The organism is Companilactobacillus miaonis, assembly GCF_036913615.1.
Taxonomy (GTDB): domain Bacteria; phylum Bacillota; class Bacilli; order Lactobacillales; family Lactobacillaceae; genus Companilactobacillus.
Genome location: NZ_JAYKTX010000001.1, coordinates 20,784 through 46,227 on the forward strand (window position 1 = coordinate 20,784; position 25,444 = coordinate 46,227).

Consider the following 25,444-nt stretch of genomic DNA (forward strand, 5'->3'; position numbering starts at 1 on the left):
AGAACGAAAAATGAAAAGAATGACAGAAGCACGTAATGAAGAAACTATGCACATTGATACGATGAACACAATCGACATTTTGAGTGTGATCAATAAACAGGATCAAGCAGTACCAAAAGTAATTGGTAATTCTGAAGTAATAAATGCAATTAGTAAAGTTGTCGATACGGTTGTCGATTGTTTAAAGAAGGGTGGCCGACTCTTTTATACTGGTGCCGGGACTAGTGGTCGTTTAGGTATTTTGGATGCAGCTGAATGTGTGCCAACGTTTGGAACCAGCCCCGAGTTAGTTCAAGGATTGATTGCCGGTGGGAAAAAGGCAGTTACTGACGCGGTTGAAGGAGCTGAAGACTCAAAAGAAGAGGGACAAAAGGATTTAGAAGATCATGATCTTAGTGAAAAGGACTTTGTTTTAGGAATTGCCGCCAGTGGTACGACACCGTATGTTATTGGTGGATTAGATTATGCTAAAAGTATCGGCGCAAAGACTGGGGCATTGTCTTGTAATCATGATGCCTTAATTAGTCAACACGCAGATATTGCAATAGAGGCGGTAGTAGGCCCTGAAGTCGTAACCGGTTCTACAAGGATGAAAGCTGGAACCGCTGAAAAATTGATTCTAAACATGATATCGACTACTAGCATGATTAAACTTGGTAAAGTTTATGGCAATTTGATGGTTGATGTTAAACCAACTAATATTAAACTAGTTGATCGGGCTCAGAGAATTATTGTAGAAGCTACTGGTGTTTCAAGAACGGAAGCAACGAAGTATTATGAATTATCAAACCATCAACCCAAAGTCGCTATAGTGATGATTATCGGAGACTGTGACTTTGCGGCAGCTAACGATGCCTTGGTTAAAAATGATGGTTTTATTGCAAAAGCGGTTCAGAGTTTACGTTAATTTCTTAAGGTGAAGATTTGTCACCTTATTTTTTTAAGATGAAAAAGAAGAAAAGAGGATGAGGTCATGTCAGTCAAGGGTCGAATACTGAATACACAATCGGAGTTATCAACGGCAGAGAGTAAGGTAGCAACTTTTATTTTAAATAATCCAGAGAAAACTATTCAAATGACGGCGGCCCAACTAGCTAAAGAATCAGGTTCGAGCCCAGCGTCAGTTATTAGACTGACTAAAAGTTTAGATATCGATAGTTTTACCACTTTGAAAATTCTTTTGTCATCGGATCTAACTAAAAAGGAGTCAGATCCTAAAATGAATGATGATATCAAGCCAAATGAGAATTTGAAATCTATCAAGGGAAAACTACTGACTAGTGCTTTAGATTCAATCAGGGAGACAACAGATCAACTGAATGAAGATGAGGTTCAACGATTAGTTACGGCTATTTCACAGGCTGACCGCTTGTTTATTTTTGGTGTGGGCGCATCTCATTTGGCAGCTGAAGATATTTCACAAAAATGGAATCGAATTAATTACCCTACGATTGGGGATGATGACTTAAATGGTCTGATCCCCAAGTTGGTCAATGCCAACGAAAAGGACATTTTGTGGGTGATCTCAAATTCTGGTCAATCTCCTGAAGCATTGATGGCAGCTAAGTTTGCTAAAAAATATGGCATCAAACTAGTTTCTTTAACTCGCTTTGGTAACAATGATTTAGCCAAATTATCAGATATCGCGGTGCATACGTCACAACCAAAGGAAAGTCCTAATCGAATTGCGGCTACTAATTCGTTGTTGGCCCAATTTATGATTATTGACGTCATTTTTTATTATTTTGTCAGCCAAACATTCGCTGAGAGTTCGAAGGCTCTAACTGCCTCACACGACGCGATTCAGGAGTTCAAACGAGAATTACGAAAATAAATTTATTTAAAAATAAATATCAAAAATTCACCTTTTTTAGAAATTATATTGAAATATAATTTCACCGTGTTACAATAATTTTGGAAACGGATACAAAACAATCTTATTTTTTAGAGGGGTGAATTTTTTTATGGATAAATTTATGAAAGTGGTGGAAGATAAAGTCGTCCCACCTATGGCCAAAATTGGATCACAGCGTCACTTGTTAGCTATTCGTAATGGTGTTGTTTCTACGTTGTCATTGGTTCTAATTGGTACATTTTTCATGGTATTCGTAAACTTGCCAGTTGATGCATGGAAAAATGCTTTGGCACCATATACAAACACAATTGTGTTGCCTTATCGTATTACAATGGGGTTGATGTCAATCTATGCAACATTTGTTATGGGTTCAGATTTGGCAAAATCATATAAATTGGATGCTGTAACTGGAGGTATCTTATCTCTAGGTGCATTCTTCATGTTACAAGTTCCAGTTAATGTTTTAACGCCAAAGAGTGCTCCACTTGGATTTGTTCTACCAATGAATTCATTGGGTGCTTCAGGTATGTTCTCAGGTATCTTAGCAATGATTTTTGCTGTTGAGATTTATCGTTTCTTCACAAATCATCACATTACTATTAAGATGCCTGAACAAGTTCCACCTGCAGTTGCACGTAGTTTTGAGGCTTTGATCCCTGGAGCCGTAATTTTAACATCAGTTTGGATTATTCGTGATATTGCAAATATTGATGTTAATGGTCTATTATTGAAATTATTCCAACCACTAACAAATATCCTTGGTAATAACTTGTTAGGCGCTTTGCTACCAATGTTCTTCATTCATATTTTGTGGTCATTTGGTATTCATGGTATGAGTATTGTTGGTTCAGCTGTAAGACCTCTTTGGTTGATTATGTTGGACGGTAATGCAAAAGCTTTAGCTGATGGTACTTCAGCTACTCACTTGCCATACATCGCACCAGAACAATTCTATCAATGGACAGTTACTATCGGTGGTGCCGGTGCTACTGTTGTAGTTGCTTTCTTGTTCTTAGTAGTATGTAAGTCTAAGTTCTTGAAAGAAGTTGGACGTTTCTCAATTATTCCTGGTATTTTTAACATTAATGAGCCTATGATTTTCGGTGCTCCAATGATGTTAAATCCTTATATGTTTATTCCATTCAACGTTGTTCCACTAGTATTAACTACAATTAGTTACTTTGTCGTCAAAGCTGGCTGGGTCAATGGATTCACCACAATTCCAGCTTGGACGTTACCTGCTCCTATTGGTGGTTACTTATCTGCTGGTAATGACTGGCGTGTAATTGTTTTGATTGTCTTTAACTTGATAGTTGCCACAGTCATTTACTATCCATTCGTAAAGGCTTATGATAAACATATGCTTGAGACAGAAAATGAAGATAAAACGGCTGAAGATGCAGAAAACGCTGATGCTAGCACAGAAACAGCTAATGCCTAATTTAGATTAAAAGAGGTGCTTTTATGACTTATCTTTACTGGTTTTTAACTTTTGTTGCATTTATTGCACTACTATTCTTTTGTACTAGATTTCTTAAATGGATTAAGGCCCACGGTATAAAGATTAATCGTTGGGTTTGGGCTACAGCAGCCTTTCTGGTTGTTATTATCCCCAAAGCGTTGTTCCCACATTTGAATAGTGTGATCTCAATTATTCTTTATGTATTGTGTTCCGTTTTTGCATTAAACTTTATGATTGAACAACATGAGTGGCTAATAAAGTCTAAGATTTAAAACACCGTGAGAAAAGCAGGTTCAAATTGGATCTACTTTTTTTGTCGTTAGAGCGTTAGAAAGGAAGATTGTATGAAAAAAATTGAGTATCAATTATTTAATTTCAAAAATCATCAATATATTATTGCTGGCAATGACGATTCATTACAATTTATTGGTTCATGGGATAAAGGAGTTACCGAACTGACAAGTTTTTTCCCAGATTATCAAATAATTGAAGTAAAAAAAGGATTAGAAAAATATCAAGATCAACTGAAAGAATATTTTAATCATCAGAGAACTACCTTTACGATGCCGCTTGAATTCAATGGTACTGATTTTCAAAAGGCAGTCTGGAAACAACTGCTAGAGATACCTTATGGTCAAACGAGAAATTATACGCAAATTGCTCAGGCAATCGGTCGTCCTAATTCAGTTCGAGCGGTTGGATCAGCAATTGGGAAGAATCCTTTGTTGATCGTAGTGCCTTGTCATCGAGTCTTGACTAAGGATAATCGCTTGGGAGGTTATCGTGGTGGTCTGGAAATGAAACAAGCGTTATTGCAGCTAGAAAAAAATTAAACTTAGAAAAGTGTCGAGCTAGAAAAATTAGCTCGACATTTTTTTATCCAGTATTATACTTAAGATATCAAAAGTGAGTAAACACTCACCTAAAGAAAAGAGGATGTCTTTTGAGTAAAAACATAATTGAAATCAATCATTTGACGAAGAAATTTGCCGCTCAGACGGTTTTAAATGATATCAACTTGCAGATTGCAAATGCGAAAATTATTGGATTAATTGGACCATCGGGAGCAGGAAAGTCAACTATCATTAAGATTATTTTGGGGATGGAGTTGCCTGATAGCGGTAGTACGAAGCTTTTAGGAAAGCAGATGCCTAATCGACTATTGCTTAATAAAATTGGTTATATGGCTCAGAGTGACGCCTTATATGAACAGTTGACTGGATTAGAGAATTTGAAGTTTTTTGCGGGAATGAAAAAAATGCATCATGCAACGAACTATATAGAGCATATTGCTGAAGTAGTTGACTTAACAGATGCTTTAGATAAGCGAGTGATCAATTACTCAGGAGGAATGAAACGCCGTCTGTCCTTAGCAATTGCGCTTTTAGGCGATAACCAAATTTTGATCTTAGATGAACCGACTGTCGGCGTTGATCCAGCACTGCGCAAGAAGATTTGGTCAGAGTTACAAAGATTGCGTGATCAAGGAATGACCATCTTAGTAACGACTCATGTGATGAGTGAAGCTGAATTAACTGATGAAGTGGCTCTTTTAATGGATGGCAAGATTATCGAATTTGATCAACCGGAGAAGTTAAAGGAGAAATATCAGGTAAAAACGATTGAAGAAGTCTTTTTGAAAGCTGAGGAAACCTTATGAGAACTTGGATGATAGCCAAAAGAATTTTAATAGAACTGTTACGTGACAAACGTACCTTAGTGTTGATCTTTGTCGCACCACTGTTGATTTTATTTTTAATGAAACTCGTCTTTTCCGTCAATTCGCAAACAGATGTAACCGTCGGAGTTGTTGGAGTGAAGAGTTCTTTAGTTGAGAAATTAGATAGCAAGCATATGGAAGTTGTCAATTACGCTAACAAGAAACACGCAATCAAAGAATTAAACCAAAAATTAGATGCCGTAATCGTTTCCGAAAATGATGATTTAGACGTTACTTATAGTAATACCGATGCTAGTAAAACAAAATTTATCAAGCAAAGATTGCAGATGGCTTTAATGAGCACTCGTTTATCACAGTTAACTAGTAGCGTGAAGAAATTTTACAATGTACCTGATAAAAAGTTTAAAATCACTAATCACTACCAATACGGTAATAAAGACACGAATTTTTTTGACAAGATCGTGCCAATATTGATGGGATTTTTCGTCTTTTTCTTCGTCTTCTTGATCTCGGGGATGTCGTTGTTGAATGAACGAACTAGTGGTACTTTGAATCGACTGTTAGCGACACCGGTCAGAAGAAGTGAGATCGTCTTTGGCTATATGTTAAGTTACGGTTTGGTTGCCATCGTGCAAACTTTAATAATTGTCTTTTTCACGATTTGGGCGTTAAAAGTTGAGGTCATTGGCAACCTCTTTTACGTAATTTTAATTAACTTCGTTTTAGCACTAGTAGCGATGGCTTTTGGAATCTTAATGTCGACGTTTGCTAAGTCAGAATTTCAGATGATGCAATTTATCCCGTTGATCATCGTGCCCCAGATTTTTTTCTCAGGTATGATTCCGTTAGAGACGATGGCCAGTGGCGTTCAAGTAATTTCTTATTTTCTACCGATGAAATATGCCGGGGATGCATTGACACAAGTAGTCATGTCGGGAGCAAATTTTAAAAGCATTTCTCAATCATTATTGATGTTACTAGTCTTTTTGGTAGTTTTAACGATGTTAAATATTTTAGGATTAAAAAAGTATAGGAAGGTTTAAACCTATGAATAGAGTGTTTGAAGATGTCGATAATTGGTTAAATATGAAGCAAATGCCAAAAGGTAAGCAAAAGGTAATTAAAGCAGCCATGTCATTATTCTCTCAGTATGGCTATCACGCTACCTCGACAGCGATGATTTCAAAAGAGTCACAAATGAGTCAAGCAACCATTTTTAAATATTTTAAATCGAAAGAAGAATTGTTGCAGGTGATCATTAAACCAATGATCGAGCATATTTTGCCAACATACGGGCAAGATTTTGTTGAGGAAATTAAAAATAATGGTGGTGATTTAGAAGAATTGATTCGCTTCATGGCTTATGATCGTTTTTATTTTCTCAAGCAAAATAAAGATGCAGCATTGATCTTGGTCGCTCAAACTTTGATTGACGATTCGATCAGAAACATGTTACTTGAGAAGATTGAACTCTTTAAGAAAACTTTTGCGAAGGAACTTTGGAAATCGCTACAAGATACTGATGAGTTGAGGGATGATGTGACATTAGAGGATTTCATTCATGTTTTTGTTGGTCAATTGGTCTTTTATTTCATCCAATCGCAAAGAATCCTGGTAGTTGATGATGAGAAAATTTTAGAAAAACAACTGGACAAAATTATTCAAAACGTAATTCTAGCAATTAGAAAATCATAAGAGTGTGATATGCTTATTTTAGTATTTTTAGAGCAAGGGAGAAATTGACCTTGAATTTAGAAACGATTTTAAAAGATGAATTTGGATATGATACTTTTCGAACCGGTCAAAAAGAACTGATTGAAATGGTTTTAGCTGGTAAAAAAGCTATGGGCATCATGCCAACGGGTGGCGGAAAGTCAATCTGTTATCAATTGCCAGCCACGGTTTTACCAGGATTAACTTTGGTCGTCTCACCACTGATTTCTTTGATGAAGGATCAAGTCGACAGTTTGAATGAAGTTGGGATTCCCGCAACTTTTTTGAACAGTACTGTCGAGTGGCACGACCGAGAAGAACGGATGCGCTATATTGAAACTGGTGCAGTCAAATTACTGTTTGTAGCCCCGGAGAAAATAGTCAACGAGGAATTTTACAGTTGGCTATCACAAATCGATATTTCTTTGATTGCAATTGATGAAGCTCATGTTTTGTCGTCATGGGGTCATGATTTTCGGAGTAGTTATTTGAAGATGGTTGAACCCTTAAAGCAATTACCGGGTAACCCGGCTTGGTTAGCCTTGACGGCGACGGCAACTGAACAAGTTCAAAATGACTTGGCGGATATTTTAGATATTCCAACTGAAAACATTGTCAAAACTGGTTTTGCTAGAACAAATCTAACCTTAAAAATTGAACGTGGTGTCGATAAGATGAAGTTTGTTTTGAATTACGTGGAGTCACATCACAATGAGTCAGGTATTATCTACGCTGGTCGGCGTGAAGACGTTGATAATCTCTATCAATTTTTACTGAATAAGGGTTTTAAAGTCGGCCGCTATCACGCTGGATTAAGTGATGAAGAGCGGCATCAGCAACAAGAGGACTTCTTATTTGATAAGATTGATTTGATTATTGCTACGAATGCTTTTGGTATGGGAATCAATAAGACTAACGTCAGATATGTGCTTCACTATACGATTCCAGGGACGATTGAAAACTATTATCAAGAAGTTGGTCGTGCTGGTCGTGATGGATTGCCGGCAGAAGCTGTCTTGTTATTTGCTCCAGCTGATTTACAATTGCATCGCTTCTTTATTGATAAATCTTTAGGTGATGACCAATATAAGTTGAGTCTGAAGAATAAATTGTTCAAAATGAGTCAGTATGCCGGTACGGAGTCTTGTTTGATGAAGTTTATACTGGATTATTTCGGTGAGGAAGATACTCAGCCATGTGGTCGTTGTTCTAACTGTCTAGATAATCGGGAGATCGTTGATATTACCAGTGATTCCCAAAAAGTGCTCAGTTGTATTGTTAGAATGCATCAGCGCTATGGTAAAAAAACCATCACTCGGGTTTTAGTTGGAAAAGATGACGTTGCTAATGATTGGCGTCACTTTGAGGAATTATCAACTTTTGGGATCATGAAGGACAATACCTTGAAGCAAACTGGTCGTTTGATTGATTTTCTATCGGCCAATGGTTATTTAAAGAGCAGCAATGGGAGATATCCAACGCTTTTGTTGTCTGATAAAGGGCTTCAGGTTCTAAAAGGTAAGCTAAATGTAATCCGTCGCAAAGAAGAAGAAATGCCCTCAGAGCCTAAATCAATCGTGGCTGACGGTAGTTTTGACGTGGATCTATTTGAAAAGTTACGTAAATTACGTTTAGAATTAGCTCGCAAGCAAGAGGTAGCACCGTTTATTATTTTCTCTGATCGGACTTTGAAGAATATGTGTGAACTCTTACCAACTAGCAGTGAAGAATTTTTGGACGTCAGTGGGGTCGGAAAGATGAAACTCGAACAGTATGGGGAAGTCTTTCTTAAAGCTATCGCTGAGTATCAAAGCGAAAAAGTTTCCGGTTAGTTTTGAAGTAGAGTATAACGAAATGTTTTACGAAAACAAGACAAAAAAAGAAACCAGTAGAGAAGGCCGGTTTAAAGGGATTCTTGAAAGTGGAGAAGTCCCTAAAAGCCGAAAATGAAGCTTAAAAGTGGAAAAAAGTTCAATATAGACGTTATATATGGAGCTGTTTTTGACTTTTTTGTGATGAGTTGATGCATTTTTATGCGAACTGAAGCACAGAGAACGCGTCTAAATCAAAAAGGTGAATAAAATTTTTAAATTATAATAAATGTTTTACGAAAACATAGAAACAAAAAAAGAGAGTAACTATGAAAAAAATTGCACTAATATCAGACATACATGGAAATTACACAGCATTTAAGAGGGTACTTCAAGATGCAGAAAAGCAGGGCGTAGAGGAGTATTGGTTTCTCGGTGATTTACTTATGCCCGGCCCTGGGACTAACGCAATTTTGAAACTCCTCGACTCGGTTAACACTACTATCAAGTTACGTGGAAATTGGGACGACTTTTTGTTTGAAGATGTTTCTTCAATTAGCAAGCAGTACATCAACGAACCTCAGACTACCTATATACTGGAATTATACAAGTATATTTATCAAAACCTCGATCAAAAATACATCGATCAGATGCGTCAATGGCCTATTACTGCCAAAACAACTGTTGGTGACCTCAATATCACCTTAGCGCACAACTATCCGCAAAAGAACTTTGGACATGAATTGCTACCTTATGAAAAGCAGCAAAACTTCGATAAATTGTTGTTTGATGACGATTGTGACATTGCTGTATACGCTCATACACACCATCAATTGCTCAGAACCAGCAGTAAAGATCAACTAGTCATCAATCCTGGCTCGATTGGACAACCATACACTGCTTGGAGTAAATTCAGTGCTGACAGACGCGCTCAGTACGCCATTTTAACTTTTGATCGATCAACTTATCGTGGAATTGACTTCAGAAAAGTTGACTATTCAATTGAAGATGAATTGCTATTCGCTAAAGACAATCCATTACCATTTTTTGAAATGTATGAAAAAATCTTTACTGAAGGCAAAGCTTTTACTCATGATAATGAAGTTTTAAATGCTGTGATCGCCAAACATCATTATAAAGAAGATGCTTTAAAATATTTAAAGACTCTTGAGTGATTTTCGTAAAATAACATAACTTCTTATAATACATATTATGTAACCTTAAACATCAAAATTCGATTTAGTGATTGGATTTTGATGTTTTTTGTTCTGCTCCACTTTTTACTCTGCTACTGTTCGACATTTTTAATTCAACTCCTATTTTTCTTTTCAAAAATAAAACTGACAATGAATTCTCTGGATGCATTATATATCTGACATTAAAACAATTCTGCTAAAAGCTCGCTTGGATCATTGATTGGCAACTTCATAAGCCATCTGATTAGATTTCGTTGTTTAGTCTAATTTTTTAGATTGAATTTTACCACTAACCCGAGATTTTTATAAATATATGTGCAGATTCACATATATTACTAAATAACTAGAATTTAGCTTTTTTTAACGCTTATTTTGATGGTCAAATCTTTGGTTGATCATGGAATTTAATATATTTTCGTTTTAATTATGATGAATTATCCACTAATTCATCCGTATCCTGGATTAAAAATAATTCTTTTCTGATTTGTTGCTATTAATTGCATGGGACTAACACATTTGCTTCAAGATATGTAATTTTTAAACTATTTAGCAAGTATCGATCTCTTTGCTGCTTATCGTAGATTATCTACACTTATTTATCACTATAAAGAAATAATGCTTAAGTTTTCTAAAATCAACAATTGATTTAAAGACAATAGAAAAATATTCACATTATGGTTTCTTCCCTCTCAAATTTGATAGTACTATCAAGTATTTTTGAAATAAAAAATTAAAACATAACACATATAAATGGGTTTGAGACAAAAGTCCTAAATAAAAAAGATCCAGAGATCATTACGATTTTCTGAATCTTTTTTAGATAAGAATTCAACTTGATTAATATTGACGTCGTCAAATTTATATTCAGTAAATTAAACGAATCTTTTATTAATATAGAAAATAAATTGAAATTGGGAAAAATATAAATGCAATATTAATAAAAACCCAAGTAATGGCGTATTGCTTGTCAAGAACTAAAAAATTAAGTATATCAACTTTATTCTTTGAGTTATTCTTTTTCAGATAATTGTTAGTAACATTACTGCTTAGTTTATATTGGACTATCTGAATTATGGACAGAAGAATTGAAACTATTAAGCAAATTGGAATTATCTGCAGGGAAATAATCAAGTCAAGTTGTCTCATTACAAATAAGACTAGAAAGACTACATAAGAAATAAAAAAAAGAGTAATCAAGATTTTCGAAATTCTTTTAACTTTCAATAGCATTTTGGACTCATTTGGATACCTTGCAGCAATCAATTTTGCAATTGTATGAACGCTTGTTTCACTGGTTATTTTTGTATTCATATTTAACGTTATTAATTTGTTTACACTTATGACAATAATTGTTATAGCAATCAAGTATATAACTGAAATCAATAATGATTTTATCAAAAGTAACGTTCCTCCACTATTCCAGTATTTTCTATATAACTTTGCATTACTGCTTTTTTTTAATATTACCGATTTACATATAAATAAACAATAATCATAAATATTTAATTATTTCTTATAAAGAAGATTGTTAAATGAATATCGAATGAATATCAAAGTTCCAAAACAGCATTAAAAATATTTTGTGGTAATCTGATTTCATTTTTAGTTGATTGACGTTTATTTATACTTTGACGTCATAAATAAAGCTGCTTTTTTTACGGCGTTCTATGAGAAACACCATTGACAGCAACGTCTTTTATTAATGCTGATACGTTTACCCATACAACTGACTTTCCTTCCGCTATGACTTGAATCGGGATCGGATAAAGTTGACGTGGCATAACATACTTTAGCTTATGTACTATTGGAGAAAAACAAATAGTAATTTTCCAATAGAATACTCATAAAAAGAGCTTCTTTAATTTCAAAGCAATGAAAGATTGTTTCTTGGTCAACGTGGAAATAAAAAAATAACTAATCATAAGGAATTTTTTCAATTATGATTAGTTACATTTACAATCAAGTATTATTTATTATTGTCGCCATATGTATTCTTTATATAGGCAGATATTGTCATTGGTAAAATCAATAGTAAGATAATTAGTCCTGTAATTACACCAATAGCAACTTGAATAAGTGTTGTGACACCCGAAGGAATTAATGCGGCAAATGTACCACCAAGAATAATCACTGCAGATAAGACCACAGCTCCAATTATTTTGGCTGCATTTAAAATACTTTCTGTGGCTGAATTACCATTATTTAGTTCTTCCCGATACCGCATCATTAAGAAGATACTATAGTCGACTTCCAAAGCTACTAACATGATAAATGTGAAAAATGGTGTGTTCCAAGTCAACATATCGTCTCCAAGGAATGTTCCGGAGATCCATTTGGTAATACCCATTGATGTCACATAAGTAATTATCAAAGTTAATAGAATTATTAATGGTTGCATTATTGATCGTGTGACCAATATCAAAGCTAGACCAATACCAATTAACATAATAATCGCCGTTCTTGAGAAATCACTATTAGCTAATTCTTTCAAATCAGCATTTTGAGATGTCTCTCCACCATAAGCTACTTGTGAGCTTTCAAGCGATGTGCCCTTTAATCTAGCTTTAGTATCGCTTTCTAAACGTTGAATAGTCTTCATTGCTTTAGAACTACTTGGATCATCTTTTAAAATAACTGACAAAGTAGCAATTTTATGGTTTTTAGAGAAATAAGTATCGTAGGATTCTTTTAATGATGAATCATTCAAACTAGATTTAGGAATATAAAATTCATTTCCCATATAAGAATCTTTTAAATTATTAAGATAATCTTTTATGCTTGTTAATCCATCTTTTACTTGCGTAATCCCTGTACTTGCACTAGATAATCCAGAGCTAAGTTGAGTTACTTGAGAGCCTAGAGATTGAAGCTGTTGATTTAACTCTTGAACTCCTGAATTGACGCTTTGAGTCCCACTCAATAATGTTGATGCCGAACTGGTCAATTCTGATCCACTTGATACTAATTCTTGACTTCCACTAGAAGTTTCAGAAATGCCAGAAGTGAGTTCCGGTGTTGATGAATTTATTTGACCGATAGCAGAATTTAATGATGATATGCCACTATTGATTGAATTTGATATAGAAGCGGCTTCAATCAATTTATTAGAAATATTGGTTATTGATTGGCTGCCAGTAAGCTCAGATAATTCAGATAGTTGTGATTGCAACGATGATAATTTTTGTACTTGTTGATTAACTTGGCTATATTGTTCTTGAAGCTCATTACTTCCTTGAGCAGTTTGACTTAAACCATTTGACAAGGTATTGGCTCCACTACCCAATTGTGACATTCCACTTTGAAGTTCTTCAGTACCTTCAGCTAATGTATTAACGCTCTGCAATTGTTTTTGAACGTTAGCACTACTAATTTGTGAAGAGGCACTGTTCAAACCACTATTAATGGTACTAAGTCCTTTGTTTGATTGAGTTAAACCATTAGTTAGGGTTTTGAGCTGTTTATTAAGATACAGTGCTTTAATTCTCTTGCCCGTAGGTTGAGTGACAGACATAACTTGCTTTATACCTTTTTCTTTCTTTAAGTAATCCGTCAATTTATCTAATGTGGCTAAATCAGCTTGGTTAGTTAATTTTTTGTCAGACTTAATATAAAGCGTTGTAGGTGATGCAGTTCCTTTCGAGAAATCTTTTTGAACTATTAAATATCCTTGTTTTTTAGAATTTGAATCGGGAATTTCATCGGCAGTATTGAAGTTCAATGTTCCGTATCCATTCAATGCAAACATTCCACCGAAAATTCCGATTAATCCTAAAGCGATGAAAGGACGTTGAATTGCTGTTTTAGATAAACCAAACCACAATTTACTAGTAGTTGCTTTATTAAAGTTTTTAGATGGCCAAAACATTTTCTTTCCTAACCAATGCATGAAAAACATATTTAAGGATAAAAGAACTGCTAATAATATAAATACACCAATGGAGACTCCAAAAGCAGAGCGATAAAACGAAAATTGAGCTAAAATTAAAACAGCAAATCCAATTAATACTGATGATCCACTGTATAACATAGTTTTGCCAGCACTCTTTTGTGCGCTCCGTGCAGCACTATGCTTGTCCAGACCTTTTATTAATTCTTCTTTGAACTTATCATACAGTAAAATATTGTAATCTGTTCCGATACCAAAGAGAACAACTACTAAGAAAACTTGAGTGAAATCTGATAATGGTAAACTAGCATATTTGGCAAGATTCATTATTAATCCAAGTGAAACAACCAATGCTACTCCAACGTTCAACAATGAAATAATTGGAACTATAGGTGATTTGAAAACTAAAATCAATACAATGAAAATGAATATAGCAGCTATTAATTCAGTCTTTTGAATACCTTTCTCAGTGATTTGAGAGAATTCATCTGTTAGAAGATCACTACCAGTTATATAAGTCTTCACTCCATTTATTTTGGAATTAGTTTGTATTTTCTCGGCTCGATTAATCAATGAACCTTTGTTTGAAACAGTTAGAACAATTAATTCAGTCTTCTTATTTTTTGATAATACCTGACTTTTAACGGATTCACTATCAGCGGCACTAGTAACTGACTTGATTCCATATTCAGATTTATCATTTTTTAATTCTTTTGCTTTATCCGCTATTAGATACTGTTGATCAGTAGTTAAACCTTGATTATTATGGTAAACCAAGGTTACATCAGTCCCAGACTTGCCACCACTAACTTCTTTAGCTAATTTATTGGCTTTAGAGCTTTCACTCTTGCTGGGTAAGGTGATTTGCCCTTTTTCTTTGATTAGCTGTGTAGTGTTTGGAAGCGTAATGACAGCAACAAAGGCCAAAATAATCCAGACCACTATTGCCCAAACGTAGCTACTTTTAAATTTCTTCAATTTTATATACCTCTAAATGTTTTTTATAAATGACCAGTTATTCACCGTATGCTCTTTTGAACCTAAAATGTTTATGTCAAAATTCTTAAAACCATTCTTCTTATAAAAATTACAATTATTTTCAGTGTTAGTTATTAAGGTTAATTTTTTTACCTGTTTTACTTTTAAATATGAGAAAATATGATGATTTAAAAGATCACTTCCTAGGTGTTGGCCTTGATACCTGGCATCTATTGCTAATAAACTCAAATACCAAGTACCTTTTCCGGCTTCATTTTGGCATGCTTCTTCAGCAAGATTATTTTGTTTCAAAAGTTCAAATAGCATTTTATTTTTTAAATATGGAATAAGTTTCAATCCACCAGCCCACAGGTAATCCCATAAATCAGTAATAGTATGGCTAGGACCGAAAAATGCGATGCCTATTAGTTGCCCGTTATCTACAATCAGTATTCCAATCCCCTTTTTTAATTCAATTCTTGATTGAATTAAAAATAAGCTGACTAAGAATTTATGGTATAAATCTGTTTTCTTGAAATATGGTTTAACAAATTCTGTATACAACGGGTAATTTTTAAATGAATCTGCTAAAAGTTTTGCAATTTTTGGAATATCTTGTTTAGTTGCTTTACAATAATCGATTGTTTATTCACCTTCCATTTATGAACATGTGTTGATTAACTTACTTTTATATATTAACTTGCTATTTATCATCAGTCACCAAACAATAATGCCAAAAGCGTTGATTACTAAACACTTTTGGCATTATTGTTGATAGAAATAAAAGCAAATATTGAACACGTGTTGATTGGGATGAATAATTTCAATATACTTAAAATAGAAATAGTATTCCATGACGTGGAGGGAATAGTCTTGTCTGATCGAAGGACCATCAAAACTGAACAAATTATAATTGAAGTTTTTTTAAAGTTGTTATCTCAAAAAAAGTTGTCTCAAATTTCTGTAGCTGAAATCACAAGAAATGCAAATATTAATCGTGGAACCTTTTATCTCCATTACAAAGATGTTTTTGATTTATATGATCAGGTCGTCAAAATGGTATTAAATGATTTGGAATCAGCATTCGATGAAACTTATCTTGAAGGTTCAAGCACAAATTTTCGAGATTTGACCAAACATATTATTAACTATGTTGACCAAAAAGAAGACGTTTTTTCGGTTTTGCTAAATTCCGATCGAGGACCATCTTTCATTGAAAAAGTTAGACAATTATTTGTGGAAAAAATTCTAATTAAAGAAAATATTGATAAAACAGACTCATCAGACGTAATAGATGTTATTTATAACGTTAATGGGATCGTGGGCGTACTTATGGCCTGGCAACTAGGTACCTATGGATTATCAGAAGATTGTATGATTCAGCAACTGACGGATATTTTAAGTAAATTTGACTAAAAAAAGACTGGCGATTGAAGCAATCGCTAGTCTTTTTTCCTGGTCAATGATATTGAAGCTAAAATTGTTAAAATAATTATGAGAAATAAAGCAATGATTTGAATTCCAGTGATGGAAATACTTTTGTCAAAAACTTTTATGGAGATTCCTAATGAAGAATAGACTTTCTCCTTAACATCGAGTCGCATATTGCTGGGAATTGTACTTAAAATTTCTTCAAGTTTAGCATTCATGAATTGATATCTAAATAAGGTAGACCCTTGAGCGAATGGAAGACATCCTAAGATATTAACCAACGTGGTACCCAATGTCCCAAAAGAAATGTAAACTCCAGCAAAGAAACCACCTAAAGAGTTAACTAAGGATACAACTGTTGTTGCACCACCTTCCGAATGAACGAAAACCATCGAGAAAAATGACAATATTGCTGATGATAAAAGACTTTCCAAAAAAATCACTTCGATAATTTCCAAACTAAAGAATAGATACTTACCTAGTACTATTAATGAAACTAAATATAAAGTCATGGTAACGACAAATGTAACTATCATGGTCGATAATAAATAGCTCAAGGCTAATTCAAATCTTGAAATTGGTGTGACAAAAAAGTCATCAAATCTCTTCTCTATGCGGTCATAAGAATATCCATTTATCGCGGCAGCTGCGGCGGAAAGAGTTGTTAAATATAATGCCCCCGAAATTATCCATGATTGAACCAATCCTTCTATTCGAGAATCAGACAATGATAAACTGGAGAAAGCTTGTGTAAATTCGTTAATCATATTTTGTTTTAAAAATACTTCATATAGAACTAAGACAATAGCTGGAGAAAATAATGAGAAAATTAACCTTGATTTATCCCTATAAAACACCTTGATATTTCTTTGAGTTAGTGAAATTAGTCGATTAATCATCATATTGTTTTTCTCCATTGGTCACATTTAAAAATACATCATCCATAGAACCATGGCGATATTCGAAATCATCGATTTCAGTAAAATGATTTTCCAAATAATTAAGGGCAGCCTTAGTTTCTTTAAAATAGATGGTTTCTTTTTTATCGTTCATCATAATATCTAGTGTATTTCTGGCAAATTTTTTCTTCAGTTCATATGGTGTCCCCATTGCTCTTAATTGACCATTACTTATGATTAATACTTTATCAGCGTTATCCACTTCTTCCATATAGTGTGTTGTTAAGAAAATTGTTAAATGTTGATTTTTTCTTAGCTTTTCGATAGTATTCCAAACTTGTCTTCGACTTAGTGGATCTAATCCAGTAGTCGGTTCATCTAAAAAGAGAATTGCTGGTTCATGAATCAATGCCCGAGCAATATCGACTCTTCGACGTTGTCCGCCTGATAATAATTCATAGTGGCGATTAAAGAACTCACTCATATCCAATAATTGTCTTAAATTATTTATTCTATCTTGTAATGTTTCTTTTGATAAATTGTATAATTTGCCCCTAGTTTCTAAGATTTCTTTTGGTGTTAAAAGATTGTCCAAAATTGATGACTGAAAAACGACACCTATTTGTTCACGAATCTTGGCATCATCTGTACCTATTTTGAATCCAGCTACTTTAACTTGGCCCGATGTGGATTTTAATAAAGTAGTTAAGATTGATATTGTAGTAGATTTGCCAGCACCATTTGCACCAAGAAATGCTGTAAAACTACCCTTTTCGACGCTGAAATTTAGGTCATTAACTGCTTTGTGGTTATCATAATTTTTTACAAGATGCTCAACTGATATTATTTTTTCCAAATTAACCTCTTCCTATCTTTTTTAAGGATAATGGAGATTGATGGTTATGTTCAATAAGCAATTTTCTTTAAAGTGTTGATATTCGATTCATAAATTATAATTTATAAAAATCGCTAATTGAGAAAACACGGTAATTTATTGCCGTGATGAATCAATGATTTGTGCGATTTTAGGTGTTTTCACAAACATATGTTCCCCTACGTGTGATATAATTACGATACCAAATCATGGGAGGGGGTTCATATGGTTTTAAAGGGTATCAAACTACGTATCTATCCAAATAGTTACCAGAAGGAATTGATTGAATATAACTTTGGTGCTAATCGTTTTGTTTGGAATAATATGTTAGACATGATGATCAAACGTCATGAAAATAATCCTGATTTGAAATCTTTGAAAGCATTTGACTTGAATTACATTTTAACAGTTTTCAAAAAAGAACATACTTGGTTAAAGAAAGCCGAAAGTACTAGTTTACAAGTTTCTAATAAAGACTTATTTGAGGCGTACAAGGGATTCTTTAGTAAAAAACGTAAATTCCCACGATTCAAAAGTAAGAAATATCCAAAACAAAGTTATCAATCTAAATTTGTTAATAACAATGTTGAAATCATTGATGGTTCTTATATTAAATTACCTAAACTTGGAGTAATGAAATATAAGAACAAGAAAGCTATCCCTAGTATCATCAAGTACGTGACTATTCGTAAACCATCAACTAACAAGTACTATGCAATTCTTACAGTTGATGAAGAAATATCTCAATTACCAAAGACAAACAAGTCTGTCGGTCTTGATATGGGTGTTTCTGATTTAGTAATCTGTTCAGACGGAAGTAAGTATAAAACTATCCGTTTTGATAAGAAACTTGCCAAAAAGAAACACTATTGGGAAAAACGATTAGCTAGAAGACGTAATCAAGCTCTAAAGGATATTCAGTATAAGAAGAAATTTGGATTAATTGATCCAAAACCTTTAGAACAATATTCAAATTATATGAAAGCTAAACTAATGGTAGCTAAGTATAGTGAAAAAATTGCTAATCAAAGAAAAGACTATCTCCATAAAATAACTCGTGAATTAGTCGAAAATAATGATTTGATTATTATTGAAGATTTGAAAACCAAAAATCTTCTTGGCAATCATAAACTATCACGTGCCATCGCTAATCAATCATGGAGAGCATTAAGAGTAATGCTTGAATACAAATGTGAATGGTACGGCAAGAAACTTCTGGTTGTTAATCCATTCAAAACTAGTCAAATCTGTTCTAACTGTGGTTACGATGACGGTAAACACAAGTTAAATATTAGAGAATGGGATTGTCCTAGTTGTGGTATTCATCATGATCGTGACATTAATGCAAGTAAAAACATATTAAACAATGGCTTGGAACAAGCCTTAGTAAGATAGTTCTAGCCTCTACCGACTAGTTGAAATGCTAGTTGGCAAGTATGGAATGTTCCTAGAAACTCGGTACTTTAGTGCCGACGTAGTTCACATTCTGTCATAATGTTTCCTCGCTTTTGATTTATTGTGATTTTAATATAGCATCAAAAAAGAGAAAGTTGCGGTCCACTATTGGTACCATGGTAACTTATGAAACCAATTGAAATAAATGACTCAAAAGAACTATTCGATATTTGAATTGTAGTCGTATCATTATAAGTATTTTACATAATTTTGATTTTTATTATTATTAAGAATAAAAGGAGAAATTTTAATGGCTAAAAATATTTTATTGTTAGGTGCATCAGGGACAGCTGGCTCCGGTGTTCGAAAAGCACTTTTATCACAAACGGATGCACATTTAACATTAGTTTCACGACATGCTAATCAACTTACACCAAATCCCAAACGGGAAAAACTAGCTCAACTTGACGTACACGATCATGATGCATTGATCAAAGCAATGAAAGGACAAGATATCGTGTTTTCTGCCCTTTCATCTGAGGGTGATCCTGATGAACTTGCTAGATTAGCCCAAGATATTATTAACGCTATGCAGGAATTACATCTTAAACGATTGATTTTTATGGTCGCTATGGGAATTTACAACGAAATTCCTAAATCAGTTGGTGCACAGGATAATGTTGATAACAACCCTGCTCAAATTCATAATCTTCGTGCAGCTAAAGTAATTGAGGAATCTTCATTGGATTATACCCTCCTTCGACCTGGTTTTTTGGTCCCTGGACCTGATTCAGTTGTAATTACACATCGTGGCGAGAATGTTTCGGGAAATACGACAACCATCTCTTCAGTCGGTTCAGTTGCAGTACGACTTATTACTGGTGATTTACATGCTTCTCGTGGTAGTCTTGGACTTAATCAACCAACAAGATAAAATGAAAAAAACTTCATTAACAAATTCAATTCTTAAAACATTGAAGGTGTTAATGAAGTTTTTCTATCTAAAATTTACAAAATCATTAATTTTATTTTGTCGTTAAAGCAGGTAATTTCTTGATGATTTTAGCGGGAACCCCACCGACAACACAATTATCTGGAACATCTTTAACAACAACCGCTCCAGCTCCGATAATAACATTATTACCAATGTGGACACCGCCAATTATGGTGCAGTTGCCACCTATCCATACATCATTACCAACAGAAATTGATTGAGTATAAGTAATTAAATATTTACTACCGTCATCTCTAGTTCCAAAACGTTTAGTAGCATCTAATGAATGTTCTCCACAATAGAATTTAGTATCGGGCGCTATGATTACACGGTCACCAAAAGTTATTTTATTGGAATCTTGGAAGTAACAATTGCCATTGACGAAATCGTCATTACCAAAAGAAATATGTTTTCCATAAATTGCTCCGATGTCACCATTGATTGTTAGATTTGTACCAATGTGTGCAAAGAGTTCATTTGCAATTGCTTGTTTTTTATTTTTCTCTGCCTCGTTATTCAATTTGGAAATTAATTGCCTGGCATCTTGAATCATCCCCTGTAACTCAGGGTCACGATAATCATAATCTTGTCCTGCTAATAATTTTTCGTGTTCTGTCATCAAAATAAATCTCTCCTTTAGTATCTTAAATCACGTAATTTTTTAGCTGGCGAACCCACATAAATACTATTTGGTTCAACGTCCTTAGTCACTAAAGCATTAGCCCCGACGATTGAATTTTCACCAATAGTTACTCCGGGCAAAACAGTCACATTAGCCCCTAACCAAGCATTTTTTTCAATATGGATTGAACCTGTAATTAGGTCATCCCGATGATTAGGATCTTCAGCGTGATTAACCGTTATTAGACTAACTCGAGGACCGATTTTGACTTGTTCATCGATCCAAATTCCACCAAGATCCATGAAGAAACAATCTTTATTAATAAAAACGTTGCCTTTGACAAATGTTTGACATCCCACGTCAGCGTTATAAGGTGCCTTGATATCAGTCGTTTCGGGAATTTGATATCCGTACAACTGACTAAATAGTTCTCGACGTTGTTTTGTATTATGCGAATGCTGATTGATTTGGTCAATTATCAGTGAATTTTTTTCAACGATTTCATCTACTAATCCGAGTTCTTCTTTAGTAAATTTTAAGTTGCCACCTTCGCGTGCCTTCTTCAAAACTTCTTCTTTGTTGATTTTGAACACATTCTTTCCTTGCATTTTACTTTTAGCGTAAAGGATAATTTGAGTTTTATCTAATACTTATCTTGTATTCAAAGAAATACGCTTATTGCATAACAAATAAATTTCCCTTTTGTGTTACATTTGAAGTATCAAGAGTTAAGAGGAGTGAATCAATTGACAATTCAAAATGAATTAATGCAAGCTTTGAACGATTCTGAAACAGAAATTATCCAAATTCGCCGCTACCTTCATCAACATCCTGAAACATCTTTCCACGAAAAAAATACTTCAAAATATATCAAGGACTTCTATCATAAATTAGGTATTGAAACTAAAGATTATGGCGACGGCTACGGTTTTGCAATCGATATTGATTCAGATCGACCTGGAAAATCAATTGCTTTACGAGCTGACTTTGACGCTTTAGCTATTCAAGAAAAAAATGACCTCTCCTTTAAGTCAGAAAATTCAGGTGTCATGCATGCTTGCGGCCACGACGGACATACAGCTTACATGATGGTTTTAGCTAAGAATTTATATCAAATGAAGAATAAGTTAAGTGGCAAAATTAGAATTATTCATCAGCCTGCCGAAGAAATCACTCCAGGTGGTGCTAAAAGTATGATTAAAGATGGAGTCCTCGATGGTATTGACGAAGTTGTTGGTGCACACGTTATGACTTCGATGCCAACTGGCTCTATTGGTTATCACTGGGGTGAAACGCAAACTGGTCGAGCAGATTTTTTAATCAAATTTATCGGTAAAGGCGGACATGCTTCAATGCCCCACTTATCAAAAGACAGTATCGTTGCCGGTAGTTATTTCGTTACGGCCTTACAGACAGTTGTTTCACGTAATATCGACCCCTTTGATACAGCCAGCGTTACGATTGGTTCATTTGACGGCGTAGGTTCAAACAACGCTATTAAAGCTTCCGTTGAATTAAAAGGTGACGTTCGAATCATGAAGGAATCTACTAGATCAACAATCCATCAATGTATCGAAACTATCGCTAAAAGCGTTGCTACAATGTTCGATATGAAAGTTGAAATTGACTATAATGACAATTACCCAGTTTTAGTCAACGATGAAGAATTAACTAAACAAGTGGTAAATTCAATCAAAGATGCTAAAATTTCCGAAGTTAAACAGGTCTTTGATTGCGGTCCCCAAGATCCTTCTGAAGACTTTGCATACTTTGCACAAGAACGTCCCAGTTGTTTCTTCTACGTTGGCTGTGATCCTGATGATGGTATGAATCATCCCCACCACAGTCCAGAGTTTTTAATGGATGAAAAATGTCTACTCGTTGCAGCAAAAAGTATGGGTACGGTTGTTTTGAACTTGTTAAATAATTAAGAATAAACAAAAAGAGTTTCGATGACACTAACTTTAACAGTATCATTGAAACTCTTTTTGTATTAATCGTATTCGACTTCGTTCAATTCCGTATTAACGGCTTTATTTCTGATTAAAATTATGATGAATGTGAAGATTAAAATACTAATTCCACCGATTGGCAACATCATCAAACCATTTGCTAACAACAAACCTCCGATACTAGTTCCTATAGCTGTACCGATATTCCCCATTGAAATGAAGAGACCATTTGCTAAACTCAAAGCTTCAGGAATAGCAGCAGAAATCAAGTATTGTTGAATATTATTACCTATTCCGTAAATCATCCCCCAAAGAATAACTACTGGGAACATTAATGATGTAGAGTGACCAAACAAAATAATCAAACCATAGACAGCAATTAATAAGAATGGGTAAATCGTTACTAATTTACGAGGTGTTTTTGACAAAACGTTTCCGGCAATCAAATTACCTAAAATACTCATTAATCCGAAAATGAAAAGTCCGATACTCAATTGATTAGCTGAGAAGTGACTAACTTGAGACAATAAATCTGAAACATAACCATAAACGACGAATAATACACTACCTATTAAAATTGTTCCTAACCCGGAAATCCAAAGTGATTTCTTTACTAAAACCTTGTTCAATCCAGAAACTTCTTCTGTACTCTCATTATCAGTATTGGTACTTTCCTTTGGTAGGATAAAGAAATTTAATATTAAAGCGGCCAAACTAACTAATGCAAAGAAGAACATTGCTGCTGAATAAGAGATATTGTTGGCAATCAAGGTAGTTAACGGCGTACCCAAAACTGTCCCAGCACTAACGCCAATCATAACTCGTGATACTGATTTTGAGGATTGCCCTTTGTCAGCAATTTCTGCAGCAATCGTAAATGCTAAAGAACAGTAAACCGGATGTAAAACTGCTGGCAACAATCTAAAAATCAACGCAGGTACAAAGCTAGTTACCAAGCCTCCTAATACGTTGGAAACAACGAATAAGGATAATGTCAACAACATGATTTTTCTACGGTCAACGTGTTTTAAGATGATTGGCATTATTGAACCAAAAATAGCAATTATTATTGCAAACAAACTGACGAATAATCCTGACGTAGCTGTTGAGACATTAAAACGGTTAGCAATTATAGGTAAAATTCCCAATATTCCAACTTCTGTGTTTAAAATACTGAAAGTACCCGTTGCTAATGTGAATATCAATAATTTTTTATTTTTCATTTGAAACCTCAATTCTATTTTTTATATAAATAACTTCTTGCCTTATCAACATCAATTATTGTATAGGGATATTAGTCACTTGAAAATTCAGTCTTTTGAATCCTAGTATAAATTGAATTAATACTTAGCCATAAAAAAACAGAGATCTTAGTTGATTTACTAGTATCTCTGCTTTTTATAATGTTAATCTTTCATCATTTAATCTATTTCTACTTACTCCAATGGAATTCAAGTTATCTTCAATTTCAATTATCGCAGTCGCTGGTCCTACAATATAAAATTGTCCTTTTAAAATTTCGCCCTCTGAAAGAAGATTTCTTAATTGTTGTTTCTTAATTCGATGAATTTGCTCATAATACTTGAAATTTGGATATTTAGATTCAAAATTTCTAAATTTATCGGAATAATATAATTTGTCTTGTGATTGAACTGTCCACAATACATGGATAGGTCGCTTTCCTGCATATTCGGCAGCAATACTTAACAAAGGAGCGATCCCCGTCCCTAAGCCATAAAGAATAATTGGTGTCTCAACATTTTCCAGTCTAATTGATTTATCAAACAATCCAAAGGGTCCTTCTAGTTTTACCTTAGTACCTGTGGGAACCTTGGAGATCTCATTAGTAAAGTCTCCAACATTTTGAATAGTAAAAGTAACAGATCGTGGACTATTTGTAGGAGCTGAAGTGACAGAAAATGGATGTGATTCAATACCGAGTTTTTTGAGACCTTTGAATGATACAAAGTAAAAGTCACCTGGATGATATTTTTTCTGGCTTTTTATCTGAATAACTAGTTCTTGAGTATCCGAATTCAAGGATTCATTAGAAATTACTGTTCCGTTATTCATCGTTAATAATCTTATTTTATTAAAAAAATACAATCCTAGTATCACAACTGTATAGGTATCAAAAATAACCATGAATTCAGTGATAGATCTAATTCTAACGATTAATTGGACATGGAAGAAAATCAAGGCGATTACCACTAAATTTAAGCGATGGACCCAGATAGAAACTTGATGTTTAAAAATATGATTGAGCTTCTTCTTGAGCGTGTCAGCAATTTTAAAGTAATTGATCAACCAGCCTGACATGAAGAAAACGGCGTAGAAAAATCCAAATAAAGCTAAATACCAAGCAATATTGCCTGTGTTTTTAACATTTTGATCAAAACTAAAACTTAAAAATTTATGAATAGTAGCAGCAATCAAAGCAATCGTTCCTAAAAGTCCATGAACTAGATACATTGAAGGTAAACCAATTAAACGGTCCAACCAACTTGGCCTTGTTGACAAATAAGTAATTACTAACCACCAAATATAAGCAACAATTCCAAAGTCATACACGATTAAGTCACTGACTGAAGCCACCAATTGTGTATTTAAAATAACAATTAAAGGTATTGGAATTAAGAAAAGTATAATTAACCAAAGAATATTCAATACAACCCTTTTTCTTCTCATTTTCCCA

At 34.0% G+C, this 25,444-nt stretch carries 21 protein-coding genes; 13 read left to right on the forward strand and 8 right to left on the reverse strand.

The features are described 5' to 3' along the window. Positions 1 to 10 precede the first annotated feature (10 nt). The 9 genes from murQ (at position 11) to U8521_RS00145 (ending at position 9,697) form a co-directional block, all read left to right on the forward strand. A complete protein-coding gene (murQ, locus tag U8521_RS00105; protein ID WP_334351458.1) occupies positions 11 to 907 on the forward strand; it encodes an N-acetylmuramic acid 6-phosphate etherase in 897 nt (298 codons plus the stop codon). A gap of 66 nt (positions 908 to 973) precedes the next feature. Beyond that, a complete protein-coding gene (locus U8521_RS00110) occupies positions 974 to 1,834 on the forward strand; it encodes a MurR/RpiR family transcriptional regulator (protein WP_334351459.1) in 861 nt (286 codons plus the stop codon). A 130-nt stretch (positions 1,835 to 1,964) separates the two neighbouring features. Continuing rightward, entirely contained in the window at positions 1,965 to 3,296 is a 1,332-nt protein-coding gene (locus tag U8521_RS00115) for a PTS sugar transporter subunit IIC (RefSeq protein ID WP_334332492.1), read from the forward strand. A 365-nt stretch (positions 3,297 to 3,661) separates the two neighbouring features. Then, positions 3,662 to 4,150 (forward strand): methylated-DNA--[protein]-cysteine S-methyltransferase, encoded by a 489-nt coding sequence (locus U8521_RS00120; protein WP_334351460.1) that lies wholly within the window; start codon positions 3,662 to 3,664, stop codon positions 4,148 to 4,150. Between the two features lie 110 nt (positions 4,151 to 4,260). Next, positions 4,261 to 4,977, forward strand: coding sequence for an ABC transporter ATP-binding protein (locus tag U8521_RS00125; protein ID WP_334351461.1), 717 nt, complete (start codon positions 4,261 to 4,263; stop codon positions 4,975 to 4,977). Then, the gene (locus U8521_RS00130; RefSeq protein WP_334351462.1) at positions 4,974 to 6,041 is read left to right on the forward strand and encodes an ABC transporter permease; all 1,068 of its coding nucleotides are present in this window, start codon (positions 4,974 to 4,976) and stop codon (positions 6,039 to 6,041) included. Before U8521_RS00125 ends, U8521_RS00130 begins: the two co-directional genes overlap by 4 nt. Positions 6,042 to 6,045: 4 nt before the next feature. After that, positions 6,046 to 6,693 (forward strand): TetR/AcrR family transcriptional regulator, encoded by a 648-nt coding sequence (locus U8521_RS00135; RefSeq protein ID WP_334351463.1) that lies wholly within the window; start codon positions 6,046 to 6,048, stop codon positions 6,691 to 6,693. A 50-nt stretch (positions 6,694 to 6,743) separates the two neighbouring features. Further along, complete coding sequence (gene recQ / locus U8521_RS00140; protein ID WP_334351464.1) at positions 6,744 to 8,543, forward strand: DNA helicase RecQ; 1,800 nt, start codon at positions 6,744 to 6,746, stop codon at positions 8,541 to 8,543. Positions 8,544 to 8,851: 308 nt separating this feature from the next. Next, positions 8,852 to 9,697, forward strand: coding sequence for a metallophosphoesterase family protein (locus tag U8521_RS00145; protein WP_334351465.1), 846 nt, complete (start codon positions 8,852 to 8,854; stop codon positions 9,695 to 9,697). 1,987 nt (positions 9,698 to 11,684) lie between these two features. Here U8521_RS00145 and U8521_RS00150 read toward each other — a convergent pair. After that, positions 11,685 to 14,582: an MMPL family transporter gene (locus tag U8521_RS00150; protein ID WP_334351466.1), complete on the reverse strand. Its 2,898-nt coding sequence runs from the start codon at positions 14,580 to 14,582 to the stop codon at positions 11,685 to 11,687. 12 nt (positions 14,583 to 14,594) lie between these two features. Then, a complete protein-coding gene (locus tag U8521_RS00155; RefSeq protein WP_334351467.1) occupies positions 14,595 to 15,146 on the reverse strand; it encodes a GNAT family N-acetyltransferase in 552 nt (183 codons plus the stop codon). Positions 15,147 to 15,455: 309 nt separating this feature from the next. Between U8521_RS00155 and U8521_RS00160 the strand changes: the two genes are divergently transcribed. Then, positions 15,456 to 15,998, forward strand: a complete 543-nt coding sequence (locus tag U8521_RS00160) for a TetR/AcrR family transcriptional regulator (protein WP_334351468.1) — start codon at positions 15,456 to 15,458, stop codon at positions 15,996 to 15,998. 26 nt (positions 15,999 to 16,024) lie between these two features. Here the strand turns inward: U8521_RS00160 and U8521_RS00165 are convergent, their stop codons facing one another. Both U8521_RS00165 and U8521_RS00170 read right to left on the reverse strand, forming a co-directional pair. Continuing rightward, positions 16,025 to 16,915: an ABC transporter permease gene (locus U8521_RS00165; protein ID WP_334351469.1), complete on the reverse strand. Its 891-nt coding sequence runs from the start codon at positions 16,913 to 16,915 to the stop codon at positions 16,025 to 16,027. Then, positions 16,905 to 17,768, reverse strand: coding sequence for an ABC transporter ATP-binding protein (locus tag U8521_RS00170; RefSeq protein WP_334351470.1), 864 nt, complete (start codon positions 17,766 to 17,768; stop codon positions 16,905 to 16,907). The genes U8521_RS00165 and U8521_RS00170 overlap by 11 nt, the downstream gene beginning before the upstream one ends. 243 nt (positions 17,769 to 18,011) lie before the next feature. Here U8521_RS00170 and U8521_RS00175 point away from each other — a divergent pair, with 243 nt between their 5' ends. Further along, positions 18,012 to 19,181, forward strand: a complete 1,170-nt coding sequence (locus tag U8521_RS00175) for an RNA-guided endonuclease TnpB family protein (RefSeq protein WP_334351471.1) — start codon at positions 18,012 to 18,014, stop codon at positions 19,179 to 19,181. Positions 19,182 to 19,491: 310 nt separating this feature from the next. Next, positions 19,492 to 20,115: an NAD(P)H-binding protein gene (locus U8521_RS00180; protein ID WP_334351472.1), complete on the forward strand. Its 624-nt coding sequence runs from the start codon at positions 19,492 to 19,494 to the stop codon at positions 20,113 to 20,115. Positions 20,116 to 20,206: 91 nt separating this feature from the next. Here the strand turns inward: U8521_RS00180 and U8521_RS00185 are convergent, their stop codons facing one another. Together U8521_RS00185 and U8521_RS00190 are read right to left on the reverse strand one after the other, a co-directional pair. Then, positions 20,207 to 20,797 carry a sugar O-acetyltransferase gene (locus U8521_RS00185; RefSeq protein WP_442886101.1) on the reverse strand — a complete coding sequence of 197 codons (591 nt, stop codon included), beginning with the start codon at positions 20,795 to 20,797 and terminating at the stop codon, positions 20,207 to 20,209. 14 nt (positions 20,798 to 20,811) lie between these two features. Beyond that, positions 20,812 to 21,390 carry a DapH/DapD/GlmU-related protein gene (locus U8521_RS00190; protein ID WP_334351473.1) on the reverse strand — a complete coding sequence of 193 codons (579 nt, stop codon included), beginning with the start codon at positions 21,388 to 21,390 and terminating at the stop codon, positions 20,812 to 20,814. Between the two features lie 153 nt (positions 21,391 to 21,543). Between U8521_RS00190 and U8521_RS00195 the strand changes: the two genes are divergently transcribed. Continuing rightward, a complete protein-coding gene (locus U8521_RS00195; RefSeq protein ID WP_334351474.1) occupies positions 21,544 to 22,728 on the forward strand; it encodes an amidohydrolase in 1,185 nt (394 codons plus the stop codon). A 62-nt stretch (positions 22,729 to 22,790) separates the two neighbouring features. Here U8521_RS00195 and U8521_RS00200 read toward each other — a convergent pair whose 3' ends face one another. Then, entirely contained in the window at positions 22,791 to 23,972 is a 1,182-nt protein-coding gene (locus U8521_RS00200) for an MFS transporter (RefSeq protein WP_334332479.1), read from the reverse strand. Between the two features lie 175 nt (positions 23,973 to 24,147). After that, positions 24,148 to 25,437, reverse strand: a complete 1,290-nt coding sequence (locus U8521_RS00205) for a ferric reductase-like transmembrane domain-containing protein (protein ID WP_334351475.1) — start codon at positions 25,435 to 25,437, stop codon at positions 24,148 to 24,150. Between the last annotated feature and the right edge of the window lie 7 nt (positions 25,438 to 25,444).

Excerpts from the sequence above, each read along its gene's own strand:
- murQ (WP_334351458.1), top strand. The coding sequence starts at position 11 with ATGAAAAGAATGACAGAAGCACGTAATGAAGAAACTATGCACATTGAT.
- U8521_RS00110 (WP_334351459.1), top strand. The coding sequence starts at position 974 with ATGTCAGTCAAGGGTCGAATACTGAATACACAATCGGAGTTATCAACG.
- U8521_RS00115 (WP_334332492.1), top strand. The coding sequence starts at position 1,965 with ATGGATAAATTTATGAAAGTGGTGGAAGATAAAGTCGTCCCACCTATG.
- U8521_RS00120 (WP_334351460.1), top strand. The coding sequence starts at position 3,662 with ATGAAAAAAATTGAGTATCAATTATTTAATTTCAAAAATCATCAATAT.
- U8521_RS00130 (WP_334351462.1), top strand. The coding sequence starts at position 4,974 with ATGAGAACTTGGATGATAGCCAAAAGAATTTTAATAGAACTGTTACGT.
- U8521_RS00135 (WP_334351463.1), top strand. The coding sequence starts at position 6,046 with ATGAATAGAGTGTTTGAAGATGTCGATAATTGGTTAAATATGAAGCAA.
- U8521_RS00145 (WP_334351465.1), top strand. The coding sequence starts at position 8,852 with ATGAAAAAAATTGCACTAATATCAGACATACATGGAAATTACACAGCA.
- U8521_RS00165 (WP_334351469.1), bottom strand. The coding sequence starts at position 16,915 with ATGATGATTAATCGACTAATTTCACTAACTCAAAGAAATATCAAGGTG.
- U8521_RS00175 (WP_334351471.1), top strand. The coding sequence starts at position 18,012 with ATGGTTTTAAAGGGTATCAAACTACGTATCTATCCAAATAGTTACCAG.
- U8521_RS00180 (WP_334351472.1), top strand. The coding sequence starts at position 19,492 with ATGGCTAAAAATATTTTATTGTTAGGTGCATCAGGGACAGCTGGCTCC.
- U8521_RS00200 (WP_334332479.1), bottom strand. The coding sequence starts at position 23,972 with ATGAAAAATAAAAAATTATTGATATTCACATTAGCAACGGGTACTTTC.
- U8521_RS00205 (WP_334351475.1), bottom strand. The coding sequence starts at position 25,437 with ATGAGAAGAAAAAGGGTTGTATTGAATATTCTTTGGTTAATTATACTT.